The sequence below is a fragment of the Wolbachia endosymbiont (group B) of Scrobipalpa ocellatella genome (assembly GCF_964188425.1).
Classification (GTDB): domain Bacteria; phylum Pseudomonadota; class Alphaproteobacteria; order Rickettsiales; family Anaplasmataceae; genus Wolbachia.
This window is the reverse complement of the sequence record NZ_OZ077190.1, coordinates 607,424-632,983: the sequence shown is the minus strand read 5'-3', so window position 1 is coordinate 632,983 and position 25,560 is coordinate 607,424. Positions and strand designations below refer to the sequence as shown.

General features: G+C 35.4%; 25 protein-coding genes and 4 pseudogenes. 4 read left to right on the top strand and 25 right to left on the bottom strand.

The features are described from left to right. Window positions 1-28 precede the first annotated feature (28 nt). A complete protein-coding gene (locus tag AB3210_RS02965; RefSeq protein WP_264689986.1) occupies window positions 29-2,461 on the top strand; it encodes an ankyrin repeat domain-containing protein in 2,433 nt (810 codons plus the stop codon). A 147-nt stretch (window positions 2,462-2,608) separates the two neighbouring features. Here the strand turns inward: AB3210_RS02965 and AB3210_RS02960 are convergent, their stop codons facing one another. The 16 genes and pseudogenes from AB3210_RS02960 to AB3210_RS02885 form a co-directional block, all read right to left on the bottom strand. Further along, window positions 2,609-2,734 (bottom strand): hypothetical protein, encoded by a 126-nt coding sequence (locus tag AB3210_RS02960; protein WP_010405125.1) that lies wholly within the window; start codon window positions 2,732-2,734, stop codon window positions 2,609-2,611. 131 nt (window positions 2,735-2,865) lie between these two features. Then, window positions 2,866-4,353, bottom strand: a complete 1,488-nt coding sequence (locus AB3210_RS02955; RefSeq protein WP_264376878.1) for a recombinase family protein — start codon at window positions 4,351-4,353, stop codon at window positions 2,866-2,868. Further along, window positions 4,347-4,781, bottom strand: coding sequence for a DUF2924 domain-containing protein (locus tag AB3210_RS02950; protein WP_264339131.1), 435 nt, complete (start codon window positions 4,779-4,781; stop codon window positions 4,347-4,349). The genes AB3210_RS02955 and AB3210_RS02950 overlap by 7 nt, the downstream gene beginning before the upstream one ends. 4 nt (window positions 4,782-4,785) lie before the next feature. Then, window positions 4,786-5,247 (bottom strand): ankyrin repeat domain-containing protein, encoded by a 462-nt coding sequence (locus AB3210_RS02945; protein WP_264376877.1) that lies wholly within the window; start codon window positions 5,245-5,247, stop codon window positions 4,786-4,788. A gap of 38 nt (window positions 5,248-5,285) precedes the next feature. Further along, a complete protein-coding gene (locus AB3210_RS02940; protein ID WP_264376876.1) occupies window positions 5,286-5,990 on the bottom strand; it encodes an ankyrin repeat domain-containing protein in 705 nt (234 codons plus the stop codon). 168 nt (window positions 5,991-6,158) lie between these two features. Further along, entirely contained in the window at window positions 6,159-7,313 is a 1,155-nt protein-coding gene (locus AB3210_RS02935; RefSeq protein ID WP_264375277.1) for a phage tail protein, read from the bottom strand. After that, a complete protein-coding gene (locus tag AB3210_RS02930; RefSeq protein ID WP_264689985.1) occupies window positions 7,313-8,107 on the bottom strand; it encodes a baseplate J/gp47 family protein in 795 nt (264 codons plus the stop codon). Before AB3210_RS02930 ends, AB3210_RS02935 begins: the two co-directional genes overlap by 1 nt. Before the next feature lie 2 nt (window positions 8,108-8,109). Then, window positions 8,110-8,445 (bottom strand): GPW/gp25 family protein, encoded by a 336-nt coding sequence (locus AB3210_RS02925; RefSeq protein ID WP_019078516.1) that lies wholly within the window; start codon window positions 8,443-8,445, stop codon window positions 8,110-8,112. After that, window positions 8,442-8,702, bottom strand: a complete 261-nt coding sequence (locus AB3210_RS02920; RefSeq protein WP_172758482.1) for a PAAR domain-containing protein — start codon at window positions 8,700-8,702, stop codon at window positions 8,442-8,444. Before AB3210_RS02920 ends, AB3210_RS02925 begins: the two co-directional genes overlap by 4 nt. Continuing rightward, complete coding sequence (locus AB3210_RS02915; RefSeq protein WP_230609229.1) at window positions 8,699-9,163, bottom strand: phage baseplate assembly protein V; 465 nt, start codon at window positions 9,161-9,163, stop codon at window positions 8,699-8,701. The genes AB3210_RS02920 and AB3210_RS02915 overlap by 4 nt, the downstream gene beginning before the upstream one ends. Continuing rightward, entirely contained in the window at window positions 9,150-9,623 is a 474-nt protein-coding gene (locus AB3210_RS02910) for a hypothetical protein (RefSeq protein WP_230609227.1), read from the bottom strand. Before AB3210_RS02910 ends, AB3210_RS02915 begins: the two co-directional genes overlap by 14 nt. Next, complete coding sequence (locus AB3210_RS02905; RefSeq protein ID WP_230609226.1) at window positions 9,620-10,117, bottom strand: phage tail protein; 498 nt, start codon at window positions 10,115-10,117, stop codon at window positions 9,620-9,622. The genes AB3210_RS02910 and AB3210_RS02905 overlap by 4 nt, the downstream gene beginning before the upstream one ends. Then, entirely contained in the window at window positions 10,118-10,423 is a 306-nt protein-coding gene (locus AB3210_RS02900) for a hypothetical protein (RefSeq protein WP_264377128.1), read from the bottom strand. Window positions 10,424-10,547: 124 nt separating this feature from the next. Then, complete coding sequence (locus AB3210_RS02895; protein WP_264376214.1) at window positions 10,548-11,552, bottom strand: major capsid protein; 1,005 nt, start codon at window positions 11,550-11,552, stop codon at window positions 10,548-10,550. Window positions 11,553-11,583: 31 nt separating this feature from the next. Further along, window positions 11,584-11,955, bottom strand: a complete 372-nt coding sequence (locus AB3210_RS02890) for a head decoration protein (RefSeq protein ID WP_230609220.1) — start codon at window positions 11,953-11,955, stop codon at window positions 11,584-11,586. Between the two features lie 45 nt (window positions 11,956-12,000). Continuing rightward, a pseudogene (locus AB3210_RS02885) lies at window positions 12,001-12,819 on the bottom strand (S49 family peptidase); the annotation flags it as partial. A gap of 314 nt (window positions 12,820-13,133) precedes the next feature. Here AB3210_RS02885 and AB3210_RS02880 point away from each other — a divergent pair. Beyond that, a complete protein-coding gene (locus AB3210_RS02880; RefSeq protein WP_264690063.1) occupies window positions 13,134-14,792 on the top strand; it encodes a recombinase family protein in 1,659 nt (552 codons plus the stop codon). Here AB3210_RS02880 and AB3210_RS02875 read toward each other — a convergent pair. From AB3210_RS02875 to AB3210_RS02835, 9 genes and pseudogenes are all read right to left on the bottom strand, one after another. Then, window positions 14,772-15,041, bottom strand: a pseudogene (locus tag AB3210_RS02875) (S49 family peptidase); the annotation flags it as partial. The gene AB3210_RS02880 and the pseudogene AB3210_RS02875 overlap by 21 nt on opposite strands. A gap of 14 nt (window positions 15,042-15,055) precedes the next feature. After that, on the bottom strand, window positions 15,056-16,465 hold the full coding sequence (locus AB3210_RS02870) for a phage portal protein (RefSeq protein WP_230609218.1): 1,410 nt from the start codon (window positions 16,463-16,465) through the stop codon (window positions 15,056-15,058). Beyond that, window positions 16,459-17,157: a glycoside hydrolase family 25 protein gene (locus AB3210_RS02865; protein WP_230609216.1), complete on the bottom strand. Its 699-nt coding sequence runs from the start codon at window positions 17,155-17,157 to the stop codon at window positions 16,459-16,461. The genes AB3210_RS02870 and AB3210_RS02865 overlap by 7 nt, the downstream gene beginning before the upstream one ends. Beyond that, window positions 17,154-17,378, bottom strand: a complete 225-nt coding sequence (locus AB3210_RS02860; protein ID WP_230609214.1) for a gpW family protein — start codon at window positions 17,376-17,378, stop codon at window positions 17,154-17,156. The genes AB3210_RS02865 and AB3210_RS02860 overlap by 4 nt, the downstream gene beginning before the upstream one ends. Continuing rightward, window positions 17,371-19,200 (bottom strand): annotated as a pseudogene (locus tag AB3210_RS02855) (phage terminase large subunit family protein). The gene AB3210_RS02860 and the pseudogene AB3210_RS02855 overlap by 8 nt, the downstream one beginning before the upstream one ends. Next, window positions 19,197-20,679 (bottom strand): annotated as a pseudogene (locus tag AB3210_RS02850) (ankyrin repeat domain-containing protein). The pseudogenes AB3210_RS02855 and AB3210_RS02850 overlap by 4 nt, the downstream one beginning before the upstream one ends. Before the next feature lie 7 nt (window positions 20,680-20,686). Next, on the bottom strand, window positions 20,687-21,163 hold the full coding sequence (locus AB3210_RS02845; RefSeq protein ID WP_264374889.1) for a hypothetical protein: 477 nt from the start codon (window positions 21,161-21,163) through the stop codon (window positions 20,687-20,689). Then, window positions 21,160-22,386, bottom strand: coding sequence for a DNA modification methylase (locus tag AB3210_RS02840; protein WP_264686022.1), 1,227 nt, complete (start codon window positions 22,384-22,386; stop codon window positions 21,160-21,162). The genes AB3210_RS02845 and AB3210_RS02840 overlap by 4 nt, the downstream gene beginning before the upstream one ends. Before the next feature lie 108 nt (window positions 22,387-22,494). Beyond that, window positions 22,495-22,959, bottom strand: coding sequence for a crossover junction endodeoxyribonuclease RuvC (locus AB3210_RS02835; RefSeq protein WP_264683889.1), 465 nt, complete (start codon window positions 22,957-22,959; stop codon window positions 22,495-22,497). A gap of 217 nt (window positions 22,960-23,176) precedes the next feature. On the opposite strand from AB3210_RS02835, the gene AB3210_RS02830 reads away from it, so the two are divergent. Further along, entirely contained in the window at window positions 23,177-24,409 is a 1,233-nt protein-coding gene (locus tag AB3210_RS02830; RefSeq protein WP_264683890.1) for a hypothetical protein, read from the top strand. Beyond that, window positions 24,375-25,490 carry a hypothetical protein gene (locus tag AB3210_RS02825; RefSeq protein ID WP_264683892.1) on the top strand — a complete coding sequence of 372 codons (1,116 nt, stop codon included), beginning with the start codon at window positions 24,375-24,377 and terminating at the stop codon, window positions 25,488-25,490. Before AB3210_RS02830 ends, AB3210_RS02825 begins: the two co-directional genes overlap by 35 nt. Window positions 25,491-25,560: the final 70 nt, after the last annotated feature.

The window sequence follows — 25,560 nt, the reverse complement described above, 5'->3', positions numbered from 1 at the left end:
AATATGGAGTTTTAAAATGAGGAGAGTTATGAGTTTTGATAAGTTGGAAGAAATACTAGCTTCTATTGATACTGACGTTGGTTTAAGTGAGAGTAATGTGTTCAGAAAAGTAGAAGAGAAGCTAAAACAAATAGATACATCTGGCCTATTACAGCTTGCTGTTTTGAAAAATAATAAACGAATGGTAGAGACTCTTATACAAAAAGAGGCTGATGTTAATGGAATGGATATATACGATCGTGATCCATTATATTATGCTATCTTGCATAGAAATACACGAATGGTAGAGGTCCTGATAAAGAATGGGGCAAGTGTTAGGAAGAAATATAATGATGGAAGTACTCCTTTGCATTATGCTATCTTGGGTAACAAAACAAAAATAGTAGAGCACCTAATAAATAATGGGGCTGATGTTAATGCAGTAGATGAAAAAGGTAGGACTCCATTATACTTGGCTGGCCGAAATACAAAAATGATCTCGATTCTTATGAAGAATGGAGCATGTCCCTTACTGGAAAATAGAAATGTTGAATTTTTGAAGTATTTAATTGCACTCATTAAAGATGGTGATATAGATAATTTGGAGAAGAGAGAAGCGAAACAGAAAGAAGAGCAAGTAGATGATGAATATGAATCACTTAAATACTCATTGCTGCTTAGTGATAACAGCTCTTTGATCTCTATTATAAAAAGGAAAGAATTCAATAATTTAATATCTGAGTGGTCTTCAGGTGCACCTGACTTATTAAAAGAGGGCCAAAAAAATTTGAATAAGGCGTTGTTAAGTCTCCTAAAAGACTTTCCATTTTGTAACATTACAAGGTTTGAGAATTTTTTACAAGACAACAAAAGTAATGATGATCTAAAGATTGTTCTCAATCTTCAAAGAGGAAAGTCCAAGTTGACAATACTGCATGTAATACAAAGTATGGAGCGTTTGGCAGTAGAAAAAGATATGGCCTGGGCAGTTGGAGCATTTATAACTTTACTTTTAAAGGCTGGAGCTGATCCTAACATAGTTGACAGTGAAGGACAAACACCTTTGCACTATGCTGCTTATTATAATACTTTAAATATACCTTTACTTCTGAACAAAGGAGCACGTAATCAACCTGATAAACAAGGAAAAACTCCTCTAGATATTGTAATTATTAACAAAAAACCTTTTGAAGTGAATATTTTAGAACAAATCTTTTTAACTCAGGAGCAAATGAGAGCAAAAAGCCATTTAGAAGATATTTGCGGTCATAGCCTTGACACTAATCAACTAAGAGAGTTTTTAAATCAGCACAGAGGAAATGAAGGTCTTAAAGAGATTTTAAATCTTCGTGATTGCAAAGGAAAGTCTCGTATTTTTCAAAAGATTAGAGATGCTTGTTATGGTGATAAAATTCGTTTTAAAGAAGCAGAAAGGTTACTGTTAGAAGCAGGAGCAATTGATTACAAAGGATGGAAGGACAAAGAACATTTACCTAAAGCTTCCACTTTATGGGACATTTTAATATTAAACCAACGGGAGGAATTGAAAACTTTTTTAGATATGGCCAATGCAGCCGAAAACATGAACGAGTTAGAGCAAGTTGTAAAAAGAGCTATAGAAGCAGGAGTAATGCTGAACTTTGCTGTGTCAGGAAGTTTATATGACAAGAAATATGAGAGTAAATATGGCTTTGCAGATTGTGTAATAAGAAAAATTAGTGAATTAAAAAAGAACTCCAAAATTGCAAGTGATGTAGAAGTTGCTAGTCGTATAGTATGTAACTTAGTATCAAAAGGAGTAGTACTACATACTATAAGCAGCATCCTTGTCATTGATGAACTAGAAGAGTTTAAAAGCCACAAAGCTAATATGGTAAAAGCCTATGAAAGTTATGCAAAGCGTAGTTTGAAATTTATGGAAATTGTTAAAAGTGCAACTACTGGCAAGGTGAAAAATGTAAAAGTGGATAACTCTATTCTCTATTTGGAATATTCAGAAAATAGTGTAGTTGAGGTTGCGAAAATCATAAATGAAGCAAATTTAACTCATGGAAGTATAGAATCTAGAAGAGATGTAATAGCAATCGGTGAAAGTGAGGTAGAAATTATAACGGAAGATGGGATAAGAAATTATACTAACCTTACGGGCAATATAGTACTGACTTTCTATACTAGTTTGGGAAAGATAGACGTTAAACTGTATCCTGACGTACAAGATAAAAGCAAAATTATAGTAGAAGCGAGTAATAAAGAGGAAGTATTGGAAAAATTCAAAGGTTATAAAGAAGAATTAGGCGAGGATTGTGCACTTGGTGATTATTATGTCTACTATGCTATTGAACAGGGATATTTTGAAAGGTCTGGAAAATTAATGCATCCTGAAGTAATAAGCGAGTCTAAAAACAAAAAGGTTTCATGGGCAGAACGTGAAGAGCTAAGAAGGGCTTCTGATTCTAGGGGAAAAATTGCTAGTTTGCCATAAAAGTTGAAGATTATTATTTAAATACAAACTACTATAATTTATAGATTAAGGAAATTGTACCAATGTCTTCTAAGAATACTCTTTTATATTGTTTTTAAGCTGGCTACAAAATGAGGATATGGGACATACAATTGGCTGAGCTGCCTTTTACACTCCAGGTCTACTATTAAAATATGCAGCTAAAATTGGATCATTTTCTACCATTGTTGCACCTAATATGCTAAAATCTTCATCACTTGTATTGATATTTTTACATAATTGATTTTGTAACATTTATTTGCTCTTCTATATCGATTTCAACATCTTTTTGTGTGGCCCTTTGTAGTAGCTCCTTTTGCAATAACCTTTTTTAATTTTCTGGCACATACTTTTTTCGATGTTTTTTCATGTTGTTTTTATAAACGTTACGACGCTGAGCCGTAAAACTTCTCTAATTGTTCACTCCACAGCATCGGTATTTCTCTCAAATCAACTAACTTCAAACCCCTTGGCTGTCTCCCATTTACTATGTCTTCCTTAATCTTCGGAGCTAAATAATTTAACCTTAAAATTTGCTGTATACGTCTTGTACCTATATTAATTTTGGCACTCAGCTCCTTCACACTTTCGTATTTTCCCTCTTCTAGTTGCCGTTTCCACAGATGGGCTCTTACCACTGCTTTCAGTAGTGCATTGTTTGTTTTGCCTTCTGGCTCAGTTACTGTGCATTTCTTTCCTTTCTTTTTTATTGGTATAAATTCCACCTTATCCTCTAAACTCACCTCTATTCCATCTTCTTTTATCATTACTCCTTTTATTAACTTTTTCACTACTTCTTTCTGCTTTCCAAAATTTAAATTTTCCCATTTTTCTTCGGTCTTTTCTCTCCAATTTTCATATATCTGCTCCGCTTTTCTCATCACTTCTTTTTCTACTTCTCCTGCTACTATTGTTCGATTTACTGATTCACAATTCTTTCCCCTTAAGTGATTGTTGCATACATAATATCGGTACCTTTTATTTTCTTTTTTTGAGTATGTCAGTGTCATATTTACACTACAGCTCTTACACTTAATTATTCCCCTAAGCAGCGCTTCCTCATATTTTGCTTTTCTATATGGCTGATTACTTATCAATTCCTGCGCTTTTTGCCATTTTTCTTCCTCTATTATTGCTTCATGCTTTCCTTCATACTCTTTCTCATAATGCCTGATTTTTCCCATATATATTGGATTTGTTATTATTCTTCTCACCGTTGCTTTTTTAAAGATATCCGATTTTGTTCTGTAACCTTGACTATTTAATTCCCTTGCTAGTTCTGCCATTGACTTCAGCTCCAAATATCTTTCAAATATGTGCCCTACTATTTTCGCTTCTTTCTCATTTATTATTAATTCTTTATCTTTTACATCATACCCTAGCGGCAAAGTTCCACCCATCCATAATCCCTGCTCCTTTGATGTTGCTATTTTATTTTTTACTCTTTCTACAATCATTTCTCTTTCTAGTTGTGCTGCTCCTGACAATACCGTTTGTACAAATTTTCCCATTGGCGTATTATTATCAAATATTTGTGTTACTGCTACAAAATTTACTCGATGTCTTCTAAAAAATGACGTTACTTCGATGCTGTCTTTTGTTTCCCTTGATAGCCTATCTAGCGTATATACTACTACACAATCTACTTCTCCTTTTTTTACATCTTCAAACAATTCCTTTATCGCTGGTCTTTCTAAGTTTTTTCCTGAGAAACCTCCATCATCGTACCTTTTGGCCAATATTACCCAACCCTCTCTGCTCTTTATGTACTTTTCACATGCTACTCGTTGCGCATCTAAACTGTTAAACTTCTGCTCTAGTCCATCCTCATTTGATTTTCTCGTATATATCGCACATCTTACCTCTTTCAGCATTCTTTCTCCTTATCTCTCATTCCAAATAGAAGCGGCCCATTGTAGCTCATTCCCATTATTTTTCCGGCTACTGCTGACAATGATGTGAAAAATTCTTCTCGGTAGATTAAACCCTTATCTGTTACCATTACCGCATGCGTCTCTTCACCTCTCTCTAATATTAATTCTGTCCCCTCTACTGGTAATTTATCGCTACTTATTCTTTTTCCCTTCTCTAGCCGATCTGCCAGATACTCTAGTCTTTTTGTCCCCTTTCTTGACATTTCTCCATACGCTTTTTCCTGCATTCTATAAGCTAATCTCGGTATCAGATATTTCTTTGAGTATCTAGGCGCTTCTTCTCCATATACCTTCTTCCATATTTTTCTCAGCTCACCCAAAGGTTTTCTCTCTAAATTCATTACTTTCTTTTCTATTTCTTTCTCCATATTTTCAGCTCTTCATAAATAGCTTTTCAATTCTGTCTATTTCTTTCTTCAATACTTCAGTTACTTCTTTACTGGTTTTCGCATAATCCATCGCTGTCATTCCAAATTTATCCGCTTGCTCTATTTCTCCTCCAGCTTTCACTAGCTCCTCCACTATTTCTTTTTCTCCTACCATACATGCAAGGTGCAATGGAGTGCATTTATTGCCATACTCTTCAGCATTTACATTCCCTCCTGATTTTATCAATTCCCTCACGATTTCTAGACGTTTCTCCGTTACCGCTAGGTGCAGTGCTGTGTATCCTTCTACATCTTTAGCATTCACATTCGCTCCTTTTTCGACTAATAACTTCACTGTTTTTGCGTCTACCGCATAATGCAGAGCTGTTCTTCCATTCTCGTCTCTTGCATAAATATTTTTAAATGAGTTCTCTAATAGTGACTCCTCTTTTCCTTTTTTACTCATGACCTACCTCACCTTTTCTCTGAATTTAAACCCCTTCTTTAAGCCCTCCTTTTCACCCCCTCATCTATCATTTCACTTACTTGGCTCATTATTTTGCTTGCTAAATTTTCACATTCTTCCTTTATTAGTGATTTGTCTCTCTTCCTTATTTCTCCTATCTCTATTATTTTTAGCTCCGGCATGTAGCTTCCATTCAACATGTCTGCTATTTCTCCCACTAGCCTCTCTATTCCATAGCACGTCAGTTCTCTACTTTTTGTTACTCCACCTTTTTCTCTCAGAAATTTGCTCGCCTTTTCACTTTCTTTGCTATCACATAGGCAATACTTTTCACTTTCCCAAATGTAATACATTGGTGTTGCACCATATTTATTCAGTTGATTAACCTCAGCTCCTGCTTTTACTAGCTCTTTTATTATTTCAACTCCTCCTATTTTGCACGCAGAGTGTAGTGGCGTACATCCAGTGACATATTGAGTGGCATTTACTTCCGCTCCCGACCTTAGCAACACTTTTACATTTTCTAAGCTTTTCGCAAATACTGCACAGTGTAGTGGTGTATAACCCTTTTTATCTCTTGCATTTACCTCTGATCCTTTTTTTATTAATAATCTCACTGTTTTGTAATCAGAGATTTCTACTGCTTGATGCAAGATCGTCTCTCCTTCTTCATTTTTTTTGTTAATATTTTTAAATCCGTTACTTGATACTTCTTTAAAAAACTTACTCTTGCTAAAACTCATTTCATACCTCATAAAATTAGCTTTTCTAGCGCCAGACAAATTTCTTATATTTACCTGCCGCTATTCAAGTCATGTCCTTTTTAGCATGAGAAAGCAAGTCCTTTTCTTTTTATTTCATACACTTTTACCTATTATTAATATAATATATGAGGATCTAAATATAAGTACTTAACTTATTAGAGATATTATTCGACTATCTTTCCAACTTCTGTGCAAATGTCGATGTTCATGCCACTTCAGTACTCCCGGGTAAAATACTAAAATGTGCTTTTCTAACTCGTGTATTGAGTCTTTTTGCTCTAAATCATTTTTATAGTAAACGTTGTGTTCTGCTAAACCATATTTTGTAATCTTCTGATCTGTATAGTTTTCTATTTTGTAGTGGTGAGTAACGCTAAACCTTTCTAAAATTGGCTTGTGTTTTAAATTCCAATATTGCCCTGAAAGTTTATCGCTTCCCAATACAAATTTATTTCCTCTTTCTTCTACGCTACTTACTGGAAAGCACCCATTTATTTCTCCTAATTTCCAGCTATCTGACAGTACAATCTGTGCTTTGGCAAACTTAATTTCTGGTAATAAACTCTGTGGTAATGGATATAGTGCTTTTAAATTGTACCACTGATGATTTCTTTCATAGATGCCTTTGTAATCCTTTGTGTGAGGCTCTGTTTCTCCAAGTACTGCTACATCTAATCGATATATGTCATTACTAAATGCTTGCTCATAATGAATCCGAAAAGTGCTAAACTTAAAATTTGGATTTAAGCTTTTTAGCTCAAATGTGTTCTTTCTACCAAATGACAGTACTGGTCCATCTTTTTCAACTTTTCTACCTGAATAGTCTGACAATAAGCTGCCGAATAAACTTTCATCTAAAATAAACCTATCAACGTTATGGTGATCATTGAAAATCCTCATTAGCCTTGATCTTGCTGGTAATGATAGTTTTGCAAGTTCTACTACTGCATCCACAAAAAAGTCATTTGGGACATCCTTTATTCCTATTTGCAACTCGAAAAAATGTTTACCAGGTGGTTCTTCTATGATTGTAATATCTTCTATATTTGCCCATTTTAGTGCTATTTTTAGTGATGCTGGAGTTCCTCTCAGTCTTTGAAATTTTACTCCTTCTATTACGGCTTTTCTTCTATCTTTTACCCAGCGCAGTATTTCTTCTAAACCATATTCTTCTATTATCCAAGGCAATGTTTCTTCTTTAAGACTAAACTTAAATCCTCTGATACAGCTCGGATCAACCTTATAATCTGTTGCATCAACCAGTGCTTGCTCTTGCTTTGTTGCGTTTGGGGGTAATAGCATTACTCAATCTTTAAATTTCGCAAATTTGCACATTCGTTACCTAGCACCACAACATCCTCTCTTGGCTCGATCAATTCCACATTTTCTACACCATCTACAAATAGGTTTGCTATTATCCATGATTTTGTAACATTCCATCCCAACCTTCTACTTGCTTCAAACTTCTCAATAAACTGCTTCTTGATTTCTTCCTCTGATATTAAAGGACTTATGCTCATTCTGCTGTGGATATCTACTTCCGTAATATTGCAACCTATCACTGTTACTGTATCGGTTAAAACCCTTATATCATCTCTAGTAACCTGCTTTTTTACAATTTCTAGTAGCTCTTCTGACACTATGCCAGTTATGGATAATTTTGTTGATAAGATTGAAATTTGTACTTTCCCTGGTATAGGTGATTCCACTAGTGCATCTTTTACTCTACTATCTGCTGACAGTGCATAATACCTATAATACTCCTTGCTCCCACATGTGCTCCAGCCTTTTACTTTTGCTTTTACCCTCTTTCTAAATCGTTCGTCATCTTCTTCTTTTTCTCTCTCTACTCCATAAAATTCAGCCAAATTATCAAGATCTTCTCCTATCGCAAATTTAAGTAAATTACCCTTTACAGCTTCGTTTATCCTTTGTCTGAGCAAAAGTTCTCTCCATGCTGCTACCTCCAGAATCTTTATCGCTGGATCACTTTCAACTAATGCTGTAAAACTTGCGTCACGCTTCACCAACTCTTCCCTCATCCGAGACAGAATTTCTTCGAAGTTCAGTGGCTCAATAATGTTAGGCTGCTCCATCTTTATACCACAACTCCATCAAAGCGAATATTTTTTCCACTTGGTAAGTACAATCCTTCTAGGTCAAGCGTTACTTTTCCTTCTTTCACTTCTGTTATTTTTACTTTTTCTAACTTAAATCTTTTTTCCCATTTTTCCAAAGCTTCTGCAGTTGCTGCGTAAATTTCCAAAGTTAAATCCCTATTTATTGGCTTATCTACTAACTCAAATAATCTTGATCCATAATCTCTTCTCATTATTCTACTCTTAATAGGAGTGGTCAGTATATCAATTATTGATTGCTTTAAGTGTTCTAAACCCTCTAGTTCTTTACCTGTTTCTTTGCTCATTCCCTTCATACTGGCTCTGTAAAAACATCAGAACTCCCTCTAATTACTTTAAACCCACATGAAACTATATCTCCTACTCTTCCTATACCAAACCCATTGGCAAATACTGTTTTAGATCCTTCTATTAATATTTTTCCTTCACTAAAACTATCTCCTTGCCTGCAAATTTGCTTACCATTTACAAAAACATTGTTACTGCCGCTAATGCAGAAATGTGGTATAGCTTCTCCACAGTAGTCTCCTAACCTCACTATTCCTTTGTTCAATTTAAGTCGATCCTTTCTGCTTTCAGTTTTATTCCACTTTTTGTCATTTCTATACTTGATCCCCCAGCCTTAAGTGTTATTTTGTCTACTACTTCAATCTCTAAATTATGCTTCTCTTTATCATATAATAATCTTGTCCCATCTTGAAATTTTACACTATTTATTTCTTTTTTATTCTCTGGTGCAGGGTATTTTTCCTGATATATTCCTGCTAACACTACTCCTAATGATAGTTCACCAAGAGGAGAAAATACCATTACTTGTTCATCGATATCTGGCGGAGACCAATCTCTATCTTTTCCTGCTTTGCTCGTTATCCAAGGTAAATAATCTGTTAAAAGTTCTCCTATTTTTACTCTTACTTTTGCTTTGTCATAATCTACCTCTTTTACAAGCCCTATTCGTACAATGTTTGCTAGCTTCCTATTCAGCTCTGAAATCGCAAAACTATGATCCAACATTTATATTTCCTACGTTTATGGTATGTGGCTTAATTTTTCCTTCTTCCCATACTGATTTACCTAAATGAAGCTGATGACTCCAATCAACCATCCACACCAAATATGCATCTAATTCGGGTCTAAATCCATCAGGCTCTGCAGAAAGAAATTCAGCCGGAGATACATTCTTTTCCCAGGTATTCTTGTTCACTACTCTTGCAACCTCAGCAGCTAATGATCTGACAATGAGAGGAGCATTTTCTATTGTGCTATCAACTACTATTCTAGCTTCAAATCTTGCTTTTAGAGCTAATTGTTCAGTACCTGGATCTTTACCTGGTTCTAAACTTGCTAGTTCCACAAACACCGCTGGCGCTACTAATTCTTTTCTTATTGCTGGATAAATTTCACACGTCTGTATTGCTGATATTTCTTCTTTTAACTTAGTGCAGATTGCTTGATGTAAATCTTGCAAATTCATATAGGTGTAATGTAACTTAATTCGCGGTGGAAGAATTTTTCAAATACCTTTTCAACTTCATAATTAACAAGATTCTCTATTATCCTTGAAGCCTCAGGTTCTAGTAGCAACTTAATTTCCTTTATTGGCAGGGCTGTTCTTCCTTCACGTTTAAAAATACCGCTATTTCCTTTTGGCATAACTGCTGCAAATCCTCCTATAAACTCATGCTTTCCTACTTTCGATCCTCTTCTTGTTTTTTGTATTTTGCCAATTGTCGATGCTCTAATGTCATAGAGATTTGCTCTAATTAACACTTCTAATCTGCTAGTTTTCGCCTTAAAAATTCTTAATCTCTTTCTTATCAAACCTAAGTTTATTCTCTTTTCCTCACTGATTTCCTTAGCTGCTTTTGATTTTAGCCATATTGCTGTTTTGTTTAATGCACTCACCATTGCTTTTTCCACTTTTTTCCTTTCAGCATCTATACTTTGTATAATACTACCGGTACGCATTTATACTCCTGACGCTCGAATTTTCCATATCATTCCTGAATTATCTTGCAGCGGTGGAGAATATACTTTATATTTACGGTCACCTATAACAAAAACATCTCCTACTATTGGCCTTAACACATCAAACGCACTTACTTCTAACGCTAAAGTTTCTTCCACAAATTGTCCTTCACCAATCTCGTATAATTTATCTGGCTGTTGCTTTAATACTTGTACCATATATGACTTATCCTTTGACTCATATAAAGCTATCTCCCCTAAATGGATAAGACAATCTTTCAATAACCTCTTTACATTTTCCTGCATACCATTTTCTATTCATTCAAATTCACTTCTAAAGGCTTCTAAAAATATATTGCATCCTTATATTTTTTTAGCATACTCAACACATATTAAAACCATAAGTAGAGTTTTCTACGTGAGGGCTCTACTATGTTGTTACTATTTTTACCAAAACGGACGGACGGTGGCACATTGGCAATGGATTCGACTGCGTATGTAAATCAGTTCCTCTATCAAATCTCCTTGGTTCTTGTTTTGCATATAGTGGCTGTCCAAGAGTATTTACTGTTTCATTAAAATCTGCTGGTGCAAAATATGTTGTAAATGTGCTTGCTGTTCCTAGTGGAAAACAGTGTCCCGTATCTCTTTCTATAAATCTTCTTACGGTTCCTTCAGGATCAGTTGCTTGCCCTCTATATTCCTCAAATGTAATTCCACAAAACGTAAATCCTGACCTCATATCGTTCCTTAGCGCTGCTCCTTCTTGCCATCTCTCATATGCTTCTTTTACTTTAGCATGAGAAGTTAGTGCATCAAAAAACTCAGGACTTACCAAGGCATGAATTCCGGTCATATATTCACCACTTAGATTATCTTCTATATGCCGGAGTACTTCCAGACACTTACGCTTGACATCTGTTGTTGCTGTTCCAAGGGCAAAATTTACTATTTTTGGTGTTATTTCAAATTCGTTGTACAGATTTAGTAATTCTGACCCGTCAGCATCAAGAATAATTCCCTTCAGCGCTCCCATTCGTAAATGCTCTAATGTTATTGCGTGTTTGTTTCTCATTAGCTGTAAATGGTCAGTTATTACGTCTGCCAGCGCTTTCAGTTCACTTTCTGATCCAAATGCCCTTATTCCCTGTACTTCCTCTGGTAACACTACATCATCATGTGGAATATGCGGAACCGTAAATGTTCTTACCTTTCTTTTGCCGCGTTTTCCTACTGTTGCTGGTGCTCCTGGAACTTGTGTTGGTAGTAAACTTAATACTCCGTTTCGCTCTTCTATGGTAATATGTCTAAATCTTACTGACCTACTTGGAAATAAATTTAAATTTTCAACTCGTCCATAATTTATCGGCAATATATTTATCGCATTTGTTAGTGCCGTCATGCTAAATGCTGTATTTGTAAATGGATTTTGCATTTTTCCCCCTTTTGTGTTTTTAATAGTTTTTTTAAGCTCCCTTGCGGATAATGATCCCTCGTCCTTCAAGTTGCTTTATTGCTGCAGTTTTCTGCTCTTCAGTTATATTTGCTGGCCATACAACTGCATGATCTGCTAGCATTGCACCGCGAGCAATAATTACTCCTTTAGCATTTTCCTTTGCGTTTACATCACTTGCAATAACACCTATTGCGGTTTGTGTGCCATCGGTTGCTGTTGGATTCAAGACCCTAATAAAACCATCTTCAGTCTTTTTAGCAACTACTGCACCAAGCTTGAGATTCTGTCCTTTGGCAACAATTATTTGATCTCGTGAATATAAATTTGATGCTTCATATTTTAGAAGATCTCCTAAATTATTTGTTTCAGTTATACAATTCATAAAATTTTCTCCTTTACTTTCTACTTTTATTATACTGCGAATATTTTAAATACCTGATTGCGCACGACTTCTTGCTACTTGCATCATCAAATCTTCTCCTAAATTCTGTGGTATTGCACTCAGTATCTCTGTCTTCTTCGTTCTCTCTGCAAGTAATTCCATTAAAACTTCCCTTGCTTGCTCAATACTTACACCCTGCTCAATAAATTCTCCTATTTTCTCTGGCATTCGTGATAAGTTACATAAACGTATTAATTCAATAATTTCAGTACGATACTTAGTTAAATTATCAGTTTCTAGGTCATCAATTTCTAGGTCAGTTGTAATTTGTTTATTCATAGTATTTTCTCCTTTGTTAATAAATTCAAAAAATGTTGTAACTCCATCTGCAAGACCTATTTCCACTGCTTTCTCACCAAAATATAGACCTGCTTCTGTTGATCGAATCTTTTCAATTGAAAGACCTCTATTTCTTGCTATTAGCTGCACAAACATTTCATATAGTCGGTCTACTTCTTTTTGTAAGCTTTCCAGACTTTCAGACGTTATTGGCTCATGTGGGTTTAAATCATTCTTTCGACTACCAGCAAAGATTGTGGTGTACTTAATACCTTGCTTTTCATCAAACCTACTTTGATCTATATGACTTGCTATTACTCCTATACTGCCAACACCAGAAGTTCTGCTCACAAATACCTTTTCAGCGCTTGAAGCTATAGCATATGCAGCAGAGTACGCATCATCATTTGCTATTGCCACAATTCTCTTTTTTGCTCTTGATTCGTAAATAAAATCAGCCAAGTCGAATAAACCGTTTACTTCTCCGCCTGAACTATCTATATCAAGCAGAATAGTTTCTACACTACCGACAATGTTGCAAAAAACATAAAAATAAAACTAGAGAAAACCATTTCTCGAAAACTTCTGTGTCCAGAACCAAGAGTCCGATTTACTTATAGCGCTAATAATCAATTAACCATCGGCTTTAAGGAATGATATGAACATATTATTTCAAGGAAAAGTCATGAGAAACAAGAGATTAGCTATCCAAATTAGCTGTAGCTATGAACCTAATCGGTTAGCAGAACAATGCTTATCAGATGCTTATGAAAAGGTAGTGTCAAAGGAAATAAGTCAAAAAAACTTAAAACATAAAAATGGGATTCAAGGAGGGTCAAATGGTAACAGTATGTTTATATGCGAGAGTTTCTTCGGGGAAACAAGTAGAAGGAAATACGATAGAAAGTCAAATTGCAGCTTTAGAGAAGCAAATTAATCTGGACGGATACAGATTGTTAAGTGAGTATAAATTTATTGATAACGGCTACAGTGGATCTCATTTAGTCCGCCCTGATTTAGAAAAATTACGTGATAAAGTAACAGAAGGTAAAATTGATAAGATTTACATTCATTCTCCTGATCGTTTATCTAGAAAATATGCATATCAAATGGTGCTGATTGAAGAATTTGAAAAAGCAGGAGCAAAAGTGGTTTTTTTAAATTATGAGATTAACGGTAACCCAGAATCTCAATTACTGTTACAAATGCAAGGTATGATAGCAGAATATGAACGTGCGAAAATTATGGAACGAAGTCGTCGTGGTAAAATCTATGCAGCTAACAAAGGCTATGTAAATGTAATGGGAGGAGCTCCTTATGGTTATCGTTATATAGATAAGCATATGGGAGGAGGACAAGCTTTATTTGAGATTAACGAAAAAGAAGCTGATGTCGTTCGTAAAGTATTTTTGTGGATAGGCAGAGAAAGAACAAGTATTGGGGAAGTATGTCGTCGGCTAAATACTATGTCCATTAAGACACAAAAAGGAAAAGAACGCTGGAATAAAGGTACAATTTGGAGTATGTTGAAAAACCCTGCTTACAAAGGACAAGCAGCTTTTGGTAGAAGAAGGTTAGGAGTAAGATTAAAGCAAGTAAGACCACAGAAAGGCTCTTGTGAGCAGCCAAAAAGTAACCACTCTGTCTATCCTGTTGAAAAAGCAAATTGGATTTATATTAAAGTGCCAAATATAGTAGATGAAGATATATTTGATATTGTTCAAGAACAATTAGCTGAAAATAGAAAAGTAGCAAGGACAAGAAAAAGAGGAGCAAAGTACTTACTACAAGGTTTAGTCATATGTAAGCGTTGTAATTACGGATGTTACGGAACTTGCATGAGAAGTAGACGAGAAGAAGAAGGTGGTCATTATGCATATTACCGTTGTAGTGGTAAAGATTCTTACCGTTTTGGTGGTAATAAGATTTGTGACAATAAACCCATTCGCTCAGATGCATTAGAAACAGCTGTGTGGGAAGAGGTTAAGCAGTTATTGAAAAATCCAAACAGGATTTTAGAAGAATACAAGCGTAGGCTTTCAGAACTAAAAAAATCATCATTGGATCAAAAAAGTGACCTGCTAGAGAAACAAGAAAATAAATTAAAACGTGGTATTGCTAGACTTATCGATAGTTATGCTCAAGAATATATCAATCAAGAGGAATTTGAACCACGAATTAAAGCAATGAAACAAAGCTTAAAAACAATTAAAGAAGAGAAGAAAAAGATATTTTATCAAAAGGAATTAGAACAGGAGGTAACTCTGGTTGTGGCCAATTTAGAAGACTTTTCTTCCAATATTACGTTAAACCTTGATAACGCAGACTGGTTAACTAAACGTGATATTATCAGAACATTGGTCAAGAGAATTGAAATTAACCTTGAGGACGTAAATGTGGTATTTCGCGTAAAAGAGCTACCGAACTCTTCTGGACATAATGGAAAGGAAAATAAAAATTTGCAACATTGTCGTAGGTGTATTTATATCTTTGTTTGATAATGCTTCTTCTACTTCTTCTTGAATTTTCTCATACGATGTCATGCCTAGAAAATCATCAAAAGCTCCTGGTTTTTTGGTTAAAATTCCATGTATTGGTATTATTGCTGTCTTTTCTATATTGTTCTTTACATAGTGTTTTACGTTTTTAAAGATAGGTTGTTTTCCGTTATATAGCGACAACAGGTCAAAGCTTTTTTGCTCTATCATCATCGGCCTACATAGCCAGTTGGTTTGTAAAATTTCCATAAAGTAAACGAGATTTATTTTGTTTGTGTCCTGACATCAGAATCAAAGAAAAGGTTGAAAGAATCAGAACGCTTTTGATCTTCTGCTATTTCTTGGTCAATTTCTTCTACATCGTAACCCATTTCTGATACTACTTCCGATCGACTCTTAAATCCATTCCTTACTGCCATTTGCTGTGCTTGCTGGTCTTTCAGTGGATCCACCCAATCAAATCCCTGTGGTATCCATTTTACTTCTTCTTTCGCTGCTTTTGCCACTTTTTCATCTATACAGAGTTCTCCACACAGTACTGCTAACTCTAGCCATCTATTCCATACTGGTCTGCAAAATTGAAATACCATAATGTTGTGTTGCAGCATAGCGCATCTACGACGAAACTCTATCAGTCCTGCTCTGATTGATGAATAATTAACACCCGTTAAATCTCCTGTTAGTTGCTCATATGTTATCCCTGTGCCTATTGCTATTGCCCTCAGTTGCTGTCTCATGAATGCTTCATAACTTCCTCCAACATCAGACGGCTCTGAAAATTTTATGTCTTCTCCTGGGTCTAAAAGCTGCATAGTTCCTGGCTCTAAACCTGATAGTGCTACTCCTTGCTCATTACTTTCACCTTCTCCTAAAATATTTGCTTCTGGATCAAGTCTCGTAATAAACCCTGCAAACATTGCTGCAGTCTTTTTTCGTACTAATTCTGCATCATCGTACTGGTCAAGTTCGTAAAGCTTCAAAAGCACGTTAGAAAGCCAAGGCTCCCCTCTAATTTGTCCAGGTCTTAATGGTCTATAAATATGTAAAACATCATTTGCCGGTACTCTAACTGACTCTCCAAATGAGCCTTCTCCTGGGTGCTCTCTAAATAAATAATATGCTTCTCTTTGCCCAAGCCTATTAAACTCAATCCCGCTTCTTATTACATTACCATTTCCTAAAGTTTGATTTGTTTTATTATCTAAATGTTCAGACTCAAGCACTTGCAGTTGTAATGGCACAGAAAATCTATCTTCCAGCCTTCTCGTTCTTAAACGTACAAAACATTCTCCTCCCTCTATCATACTTCTGCATACTAGAGCTTGTAATCCATAAAAATCACTTATTCCACAGCTATCTGCTTCGTCTGTCCAACGTAGCCATAATTCTTGTACTTTCTTTCGAAATTCTGCATTCCTTGCTTTTGATTGTGGTTTTATTCCTGTTCCAATAGAGTTACTTACTATTGTATCAATAATATTTGCTGCATATGGATTTTTTCTTACCATATCACGAGAGCGGCTACGCAAGTGCTCAAGGCTTTGAGAAAGCAAATTATTTATGCTTCCTGCTTCTCCTTGCCAATACATTACCCTTCTTCCTGAGCCTGCTGCATCCCATGCAGAACTTTTGATTTTTGGCTTGCCAAATAATTGTTTGAAGGTTTTTAACATCCTGATAACCAAAATTCTCTTAATTCTTTCAAAGTTCCGTTAAATTTGTTTCTGTCACATTTTCCGATTCCTTCTACTTCATGCGGCTTTGCTCCTGTTTGACCGTCGGTATATTGCCATAGAGTCCAGTTCCTCCATCCTATTGGTAATGTCAGTTTTGTTCCCCATTTTGCTAACCATAGTGGACATTCTGTTAAAGTTGGGGTGGCAAAATCCTTGAGAAAACTAGGGCTTCCATAAATTAACGGCAAACGTCCGGTTACTAAATAGACCCTATTTACAAAGTCCTCTGCTTGTTTTGGCATTATGCTTTTTCCATCTTTGTTTTCCTCAATGTCAAGGGCTAACAATATATTTGAACTATCACCAATTGTTTCGAGAAAATGCTCAGCTTGGTCTTTGCCGCTTTTTTCCCCGACACCAAAATGGTATGCACCCCAAAGCAATTCCTCTTTTTCAGCGGCTTTTTTCCTTTTTGTATATTCAGGATCTACGTACTTTACCCCCTGGGTGGCTTTGTGAATTATGCCTACTATGCCATCTTCTTTTGTTAATCTAAAATCTATCTCCTGATTCCAGTGCGACAAATCTATTACTGCATTTATAAGCATACCTGGTGTAGCGGTAGCTATCATATACCTCAAATGCTCTAGAAAATCTGGGTATCCATTTTCTATCATGCAACTTCTCATACCACTCCTTTATTCGTTGAAATAACAATCTTTCTTTTTGGTTTTTGACCTTCAACCTTGAGCTCAGCCTTGATTCTTTGTCTTAAGTTTAAAAGATCGTTTATTTGCACTTCAGCATATCTCACTACATGGTCACCATATGCAATTGATACTACTCGCTCTCCGCTTTGCAGCTTCTTTATTGCTTGTTCAACTTGAAACAAATACTCTTCGTTATACATTTTTCAACCACTTACTCTGTCTTACTTTTTTAGGTTTTTTACTTTCCATTTTCCCACTCAAACTATTCCATTTACTCTCTGGCCATCGATCGATTCCAAGCGCAATAGATGCAGCTCTCGCATAAATTCGGCAATCTAGTACTTCATTTCTTTCTCTTACCTTTTGCCACTCTTGTTTGGTATATCCTTTTACCACTTTGCTGACTAATTGCTCTGCTGTTAGCTGCTTAAAATATTCAGGTGCATACTCAGGAAAATGACAGTATCCTGCTGGAGCTTCTTCACCTTCTTTTAAAACATTAAGTAATTGAAAAAGCTCTGACTTTAATATCGATACTCCTGCTGGCCAGAGCTTTATTCCTCTTTTCAGCTTTTGCCCTCCAACTGTTATATCTACTCTACTTGGGCTGCTAAGTGGTACTAGTGCTTTATTTACACCTTTGACTGCCATTACTCTTCCAGAGCCTTGATGGCCTCTTACCCAATTGTATACTTCTTGTGTTGCATATCCAGCATCTACTGCCATCATACTTATCATATACTCAAGCCCATTTTCACCGATAAAATGATGACTCAGAAGCTCCGAAAGCTTTCCCCATACTTCTACTCTTCCAGTATCACCTTCAAATACTCGGTAGTCTATTGACCAACTTTCGCGGCTTTTTCCCCATGCTACAACTTCTACTTCTAACCGATCTTTTTGTACATCTACTCCTGCTGTGAGAACTACTTCACCCTTTGGTACTGTGCCAATTTGATAAGATTCTCTCCTGTTAAATAATTGCTTCCAATCTGGTACTTCTCCTTTATCTACCCAAGTTTCTCCAAGCGTTGTATTTATCCAAACCTTTAACAATTGCTCACTTTCTTTACTATGCAGAAAATCCTCTACTGCTTGATTCCAACTATACCAGCCAACAGGACTATAAAGACTTGATAGATGAAAACCTGCTATTTTGTTACTTGAGGTTTGATTTGTAGCTCTTCATTCTCCACGTTCAAGCATTTCTGTCTTTTGATGATTTTCTATTTTGCCACTACATTCAGTGCAGACATAATGTGCTGTTTTTGCATCATTGTTCTCCCACTTTATTTGTGACCATTTTAGAACTTGATAGTAATTACAATGCGGACAGGGAACAAAAAAATATCTCTTATCTGTTGCTTCAAATTCTTTCTCAATTCTGCTTATTCCATGAATCGTTGGTGTTGATACTAAAAAAATCTTTCGCCGTGCAAATGTATTGGTACGAGCTATGCTGAGCAGTACTGGATCTCCTTCTCCTCCTGAGTCTCCTGGATATGCATCTATTTCATCAAGAAAGAGGTATTTTACTGGCATAGAGCGAAGTCCTACACTGCTATTTGCTCCAGTTATTACTACTATTCCACCTGGAAATTCCTTACTTTGTACAGTATTTCCTGAATCTCTTGATCTTGGGTCTTTTACTTTACTTTTTAAACATGGTGTACTTTCAATAAGTGGCGCAAATCTTCCTTTTGACCAACGCTTTCCCATTTCAACTGTTGGCTGTACTACTAGCATTGGCCCTGGTGTTTGATCGATAATATAGCCAATCCAGTTATTTCCAGCCTCTGTTCCTCCAATTTGTGCTCCTTTCATGAATACCACTTTTTCTACTGGCGAGGACGGAGATAGTGAATCCATGATTTCTTTAAGGTATGGTGTTCTCTCTGTTCTCCATTTTCCTGGCTCTGATGCTGCAGTTGCTGCTAAAACTCGATACTCATTTGCCCACTCTGACACCTTAAGCTCTGGATCTGGTTTCAAACCTTCAGAAAAAGATGTGGCGTATATCATTGTATGCATCTACTCATAACTGGTTCTATCTCGACATCATTAACAATAGAACTACACTCCTCAACAATAGAACTACACTTCTCCATCTCCATAAACATCTTTTTCTGAAATTTGTTTTCTATATATCTTCTGCTCATCTCACTTATCATTAGTGCTATAATAATCGCAAATATCCCTGTTGTTGTTGCAAAAATGATTGCACTGCTTATTGTTGTTGCTGTTAACCCTATATATACCGCTATTGCTACTGCACTTACTGAGGTAAAAACACAGATCGCACTATTGTATTTTCTTACTTTTGCATCTCTATGCTCCATACACCTATAATAAATTGGTACAGATCTGCCTATCTCATCTGGTAATTTGATGCTCTTTTCTTTAAATAAAGTTTTTAGTAACTCTAAATTGTTTGATTTGATTGCTAAATGTAAAACAGGTGTATAATTTGCTCCTTTTTTCAGCAATAACTTTACTACATGTAAATGCCCTTTTTCCGCAGCAAGATAGATCGGTGATAGACTCTTATTATTTGAAATATCAATATCAATTTCTTCTTTTAAGATAGACTCTACAAGCTCAATTTCTCCTCTTTGTGCAGCTAAATGGAGTAGACTATTCTTTTCAGAACCGTATTTATTACTTATCAAAGCCTTCTTTATCTCAGGTTTAGCGTAATCAAATGGTGTCTTGCCACTATCGTCTTTTACCAGAGGATCTATATCTTCTCGCGTTAGTAAAACCTCTATTGTTTTAAGTCTTTCAGCGTAATGTAGTGGCGTTTTATTTTCGTAGTCTTGCAAATTTACTTGAGCATTAGGCTCCTTTATTAAGCATTTGAGAATATCGAGACACAAATCTCTTTCATCGTAATTAGTATTACTTACAGCTATATGAATAGGTGATAATTTCATTGAATTTTGTCCTACACGTGCGCTATTTACATCTGCTCCTAGCTCCAGTAATAACTTTACTATCTCTAATTTTTTGTTGTTAACTGCATAGTGCATCGGTGTCTGATTTCGTGCATCAAAAACCTCGATTTCAGCATTTCCTTCTCTGACTAAAATCTTTACAACTTCTACATGTCCAATACCAGCTGCCAAATGTAATGGTGTATGAAATATTGCATTACGCGAATTAACATCGATGCCTCTATTTATTAGGTACCTTACAGCATTTACCTCACCCACCATTGCAGCTAAATGAAGTAAGCTATCTTGTTCTGACCCGTATTTATTATTAATTAGCGCTTTTAATATTTCTGCTTTTTTTCCTTCTTTAGCGTAATCAAGAGATGTTTTGCCGTCATTATCTTCTACAAAAGGATTAATGTTCTTCTTCGTAAGTAGCAGATCCACCATGCTTAATTCGTCAAATTCTATAGCGCAATGTAGTGGTGTCTTGCCATTTAATCCTCTAACATTAACATCTAATCCAGGTTAGACACTTTATTAATTCTAAACTTAAGTGAGAAGACATTTTATATTTAAAATTTAGTGTTAGATAATTCTTCAAGCGAGTTTGTAATTTCTTCAGTTAGCGCCATATGAATCTTTTCAGTGTCACTCAGTGATGCAAGCAGCGCTGAAACTCTATTTGGAATATTAAGCAGATTATTACGTACAACTCTTGCTACATTAAATGCTTCGTTTTTCACTTCCTCTACTGCTACAAGCTCTCCTATTTCAGCCTTAGCTTTCGCCTCAAGCAGTTTACCTCGTTCCATTTCATTTTTTATTCGCGTTTTTAGCAACATTGTGGAAAGTTTTTCTCCGTTTTCTGAATAGTTTTTTCTTCTCAATGGTTGACTTGGATCTCTTATTGCTGCCACCGCTTCATTTGCCTGTTCTCTATTGATCAAACCATTCTCCAACTCAACTATTCCTTTTTTTACTAAATAACAGACATATTGCTTTGAAAATCCTTGTTCTCTTGCCCATTCTGTTTGTGTTATTAATTTCACTTTTTTTGCTCCTTTTTTTCTTCTTGAATCTCTTGAAAAGTTTTACCAGCACCAGAAAGAATTGCCTCCCTGCCTGTATACACTTGCCAACGTTTTATCGTTACATCTACAAACTTTGAATCTAGCTCTATTGTTCTACAAATTCTTCCTGTTCTCTCACATGCAATCAGTGTGCTGCCAGAACCGCTAAATGGATCAAGTACTATGTCTCCAGATCTGCTGCTGTTTACTATCGCTCTCTCCATTAGCTCTACTGGCTTCATCGTTGGATGTAGTGTATTATGTGTTGGCTTATCATAAAACCAGAGGTCACTTTGATTTCTACCTCCATACCACTCACGTTTATTGCCACTTTTCCATCCATAAAGCATTGCTTCGTATTGTCTTTGATAATCTGATCTTCCTAGCGTAAAGTGATTCTTTGCCCAAATGATAAATGTTGACCAACGACCACCTGCTTCCTCAAATGCTTTTTGCAACGTCGAAAACTCTGATGATGATGTGCAGATGTAAATTGCACCTTTCGTATATGCTAAAATATTGGAACAGATGTAGTAGAGAAAAAGTTCGTACTTTTCACCTTGATTATCGTTTAATATCTTTTTGTCTTCTCTCTCTTGACTGTTACCATATGCTACGTTATACGGAGGATCACACACAGTAATATCTGCCATTTTATCATCTAACAGCGCTTTATATGATTCAACTACAGAGCTATCACCACAATAGATTCTATGATCACCTAAAATCCAAAGATCACCTGGTTTTGTTACTTTTTTGTCATCAATAGCTAAGTCAGAAAGATCTTCTTTTTCACTATCTAAATCATCAAGGAAATGTTGAACTTTTTCTAATTCAAATCCAGTCATTTTAAGATCAAACTGTAAATCTTCTAACTCTTGAATTTCTACTTTCAAAAGCTCATCATCCCACTTTGCCCAATTAGCTGATTGATTTGCCAGTAATCGAAAAGCTTTAGTTTGTGGTTCATTTAAATTATCACTTAAAACCACAGGAATACTTTCTATACCAAGTTTTCTTGCTGCTTTCAGTCTTAAATGACCATCAACCACAGTTCCATCGCTTTTTGCAACTATTGGTATACGAAAGCCGAATTCCCTGATTGAAGCACACATTCTATTTACTACATCGTCATTTTTACGTGGATTACGCTCATATTCGATGAGATTTTGAGTAGGATAATAGTGGATTGCTAAATTCATATAATTACTGTACTAATTAAAAAGTTAATATTCAAAATATCTCTGACGCTAAAGAAGGCCTGGGGTCAGCACCACCAAACCCGCCAGTATGGCCGAAAGGACCCACTTTTATGGTATTTTTAATGTGTTAAAATCTTTACTAAAATTCATAACATAGAACATTAATGCCAAAGCATCTGCTTGATTATCATCTCTAGGTGAAAATCCTTTTTCCTTTACAGCTTCAATAACTTCACTCTTACTTGCATTACCTTTGCCTGCTATAAAGCGTTTTATAGTTTTAACATTAACACCTTGGTAGGGAATATTGTTCTCTTCACACCAAGCAGATAGAACGGCAAGAAAACCACCGTAGCAATGAGCAGCATCAGTTCCTAAGTGTCTTCTTACTTCCTCAAAATACACTGCAGAAATGTCCTTCAAAGAATTAAGCCAATTACGAAAATTCAAGAAGCACATGCCACCTCCGCTAAAACGGCTACCATGAAAACTTTTGCTTCCACTTTCAATTACTCCATTGGTTAGAATTGCCCAGCCTGTTTGTTTGCCAAGGTCCAGTGTTAGGGTTGACATTTATATTCAGAATTTGTTTTGCTAGAGTGCTATATAATATATATTCAGGATTTGAAAAATTTTTGTCCAAAAAATCTTCTTCTTAAGCAAACTTTTTAGAAAAAACTTGGTTAAAAATCAGTAAACAGCCCTTGCATAATTATTGGTCAAGACTTTCAGATTTCTATCTTAACTATTTAAATAGTCTATTATGTTATTATGGTGTGGTTAGTTTCTTATGAACATTTATCCAAATCGTAAATTTTGGGAAGATGATTTAGAAGTCCCTGTTAACCATTTGCTTGATCGTTTTCACAATACAAAAATACGTCAGTCTTGGATAGATTCACTTTCTGGTAAGCAATTAAATATTATTTTTCAAAACTCCTTTAAAGATAAATTAAATGCTCAACTCTTTGATGATGAAAGTTACGATAATACATCTGTACAATACAAACGTAAAGTGATTGCTAATTATTCCGATTCTCTCGTTACTTACTACTTGATTACCTGTTTTGACCGTGCAAAACTAGAAGTTACTGTCAGTGAAATTGCAAGATCTGCATTAACTACGGAACTCATGAAATCCTACCTTGTAAAAAATAATAATAAATATGATAAAAAGTCTTTGCTGTTTCTACTGTTTCATGCAGATTACAATCTTTTAAAGTCTGTCTATCACTTTGAAAAAATACAAAGAAAGAGTTTCATGTCTTTTACCTTACAAAAAATACCAAGACGACCAAGTACTCCATTTAAGGACTTTATCTCAGAGGAAATCATACAACAAATACTGAAAGAAGATAACATTAAGAGAAATGACAGTTTCGAGAATCAACTACAAGGTTTCTTCTATCATCAGAATCGTTTATATGTGTTAATACGCAAAGCTAGCGATATAGATTTGTTGTTAAATTCAAACAAAGTTATTCATGGCCATAAGGCAGAGTGGATGATTTTGGATTTTCTACTAAATGGCACTCAGGTAGATCTTGGTGCTAGAAATATTGATCAAGCTATAGAAATAGCAAATAGCATTGCAAGTTGTTACTTTGGCTGCGAATGTATTTTTGTAGATGTGCAGGATAAAAACTTCGCGGAACAGGTGCATAAATTTATAGAAACTTGTATTAATGAATCTGATTCAAATATTCGTGTTTTTGAGTTAAAGTTTCAGTCAAATCGTTTCAATTACAGCTATACTAATATCACTTTGACTGTCGCTCCATATGATCCTATTGCACCGGAATTGCATGTTTTAAAGCCATTTGTAGGAAACATAGTGCCACTTATAGAGTCGATTAAAGTAATATTTCAAGGCAAAAAGATAGGCTTATTTTTCAAGAGAAGTGATGAGTACATAGCAATTTACTACTCTGAACATCCTCTGAATAAAAGGGAAAGAGAGGATTTTAAAGCATACATAAAACAATTTTATGGTCTTACAATCTTGCCAAGAGCAAATCTCTGATCTTCTTAATTCTGGCAGCTCTTGGGTTAATCCAAATCAAAATTACATCAAAGCAGCAAGGTATTTGTCAGATCTTGAATTAATTCAGATGCAAGAGAGGTCTTACATTATCTGCTCTCGTAGACAAGATAAATTAGATTGGCCAAATATAGTTGATCCATACTGTAACAATGAGATTTTCATTGATGAGGACTTTAACGAAGCATGCGATAATATAATTTGTGAAAATTGCAACCGTGATATTTTGCCTAATACCTACAAGAAGCAAAGATTTCACCGCTTATCTGTATATTTTAACCCAGAGAAATTTATGAATTGGTTTGAAGGTCAGCTAAGTGATACAAATTTTATGTGGCAAAAAGTGGAAAGTGGAGTTTATCATGTTGGTGGACAAGGTCAATTTGTAAATCTCATTGTTCTTGATTTTTGCACCAATCCAACATTCTTAACGATAGATAAGCTTAAAGCTAATCCAACTGTATTAATAATACTGAGAAAAAATCCATCAAACATACCTCTTGATTTGCCCATAGTAAAAATGGTTGACCTTTTCTTTCAGCATAAGACTTTAATTGAAGTATTCCAAGAAGCAGCACAAAGAGGAGTACTAGAGTTCATACCAAATACTTCAATGCAAATCTTACATACTGCACTTAATCTAATTGAACCTTCTAAAGAGAAAGAATTACTAAAGTTGCAATTGATAGAGGGCTCACTTTACGTAAACAATATAGAGATTCTAAATAAGAAAGCTGTAGCATGTATGAAGGTTTTTCGCATATTATTTGAACAATTTTTGAATGATTGTAAAAAAGAATTACCTCCTGAAAAACACATGTTGCTTAGCATAACTGAAATAGAAAAGCGCCTAAATCTTGATCCAGAAGCAGATCCAGAACATCACATCAGAAAACCACTAAACACAATCCAAAGAACAATAAAAACCACCTTAGCTAAAAAATTAGGACTAAACATCGAACGTAATGATGTGATTCAAACAGTTGGTTGGCCTGGATCATCGCGTAGAGATTATGGTTACCGTATTAACCCTTTTACTTTGGTTATAAAAGCAACTCGTTAAGTTTTAGAGATACTAAATAACCAATTAAACGCCATAAGTTACGTAAAATATCGACTATACAAATCTGTCA

Coding starts and splice junctions, on each gene's coding strand:
- AB3210_RS02965 (WP_264689986.1), top strand. CDS start 29: ATGAGTTTTGATAAGTTGGAAGAAATACTAGCTTCTATTGATACTGAC.
- AB3210_RS02960 (WP_010405125.1), bottom strand. CDS start 2,734: ATGTTACAAAATCAATTATGTAAAAATATCAATACAAGTGATGAAGAT.
- AB3210_RS02955 (WP_264376878.1), bottom strand. CDS start 4,353: ATGCTGAAAGAGGTAAGATGTGCGATATATACGAGAAAATCAAATGAG.
- AB3210_RS02950 (WP_264339131.1), bottom strand. CDS start 4,781: ATGGAGAAAGAAATAGAAAAGAAAGTAATGAATTTAGAGAGAAAACCT.
- AB3210_RS02945 (WP_264376877.1), bottom strand. CDS start 5,247: ATGAGTAAAAAAGGAAAAGAGGAGTCACTATTAGAGAACTCATTTAAA.
- AB3210_RS02940 (WP_264376876.1), bottom strand. CDS start 5,990: ATGAGTTTTAGCAAGAGTAAGTTTTTTAAAGAAGTATCAAGTAACGGA.
- AB3210_RS02935 (WP_264375277.1), bottom strand. CDS start 7,313: ATGCTATTACCCCCAAACGCAACAAAGCAAGAGCAAGCACTGGTTGAT.
- AB3210_RS02930 (WP_264689985.1), bottom strand. CDS start 8,107: ATGGAGCAGCCTAACATTATTGAGCCACTGAACTTCGAAGAAATTCTG.
- AB3210_RS02925 (WP_019078516.1), bottom strand. CDS start 8,445: ATGAAGGGAATGAGCAAAGAAACAGGTAAAGAACTAGAGGGTTTAGAA.
- AB3210_RS02915 (WP_230609229.1), bottom strand. CDS start 9,163: ATGTTGGATCATAGTTTTGCGATTTCAGAGCTGAATAGGAAGCTAGCA.
- AB3210_RS02910 (WP_230609227.1), bottom strand. CDS start 9,623: ATGAATTTGCAAGATTTACATCAAGCAATCTGCACTAAGTTAAAAGAA.
- AB3210_RS02905 (WP_230609226.1), bottom strand. CDS start 10,117: ATGCGTACCGGTAGTATTATACAAAGTATAGATGCTGAAAGGAAAAAA.
- AB3210_RS02900 (WP_264377128.1), bottom strand. CDS start 10,423: ATGCAGGAAAATGTAAAGAGGTTATTGAAAGATTGTCTTATCCATTTA.
- AB3210_RS02895 (WP_264376214.1), bottom strand. CDS start 11,552: ATGCAAAATCCATTTACAAATACAGCATTTAGCATGACGGCACTAACA.
- AB3210_RS02890 (WP_230609220.1), bottom strand. CDS start 11,955: ATGAATTGTATAACTGAAACAAATAATTTAGGAGATCTTCTAAAATAT.
- AB3210_RS02880 (WP_264690063.1), top strand. CDS start 13,134: ATGGTAACAGTATGTTTATATGCGAGAGTTTCTTCGGGGAAACAAGTA.
- AB3210_RS02870 (WP_230609218.1), bottom strand. CDS start 16,465: ATGTTAAAAACCTTCAAACAATTATTTGGCAAGCCAAAAATCAAAAGT.
- AB3210_RS02865 (WP_230609216.1), bottom strand. CDS start 17,157: ATGAGAAGTTGCATGATAGAAAATGGATACCCAGATTTTCTAGAGCAT.
- AB3210_RS02860 (WP_230609214.1), bottom strand. CDS start 17,378: ATGTATAACGAAGAGTATTTGTTTCAAGTTGAACAAGCAATAAAGAAG.
- AB3210_RS02840 (WP_264686022.1), bottom strand. CDS start 22,386: ATGAATTTAGCAATCCACTATTATCCTACTCAAAATCTCATCGAATAT.
- AB3210_RS02835 (WP_264683889.1), bottom strand. CDS start 22,959: ATGTCAACCCTAACACTGGACCTTGGCAAACAAACAGGCTGGGCAATT.
- AB3210_RS02830 (WP_264683890.1), top strand. CDS start 23,177: ATGAACATTTATCCAAATCGTAAATTTTGGGAAGATGATTTAGAAGTC.
- AB3210_RS02825 (WP_264683892.1), top strand. CDS start 24,375: ATGGTCTTACAATCTTGCCAAGAGCAAATCTCTGATCTTCTTAATTCT.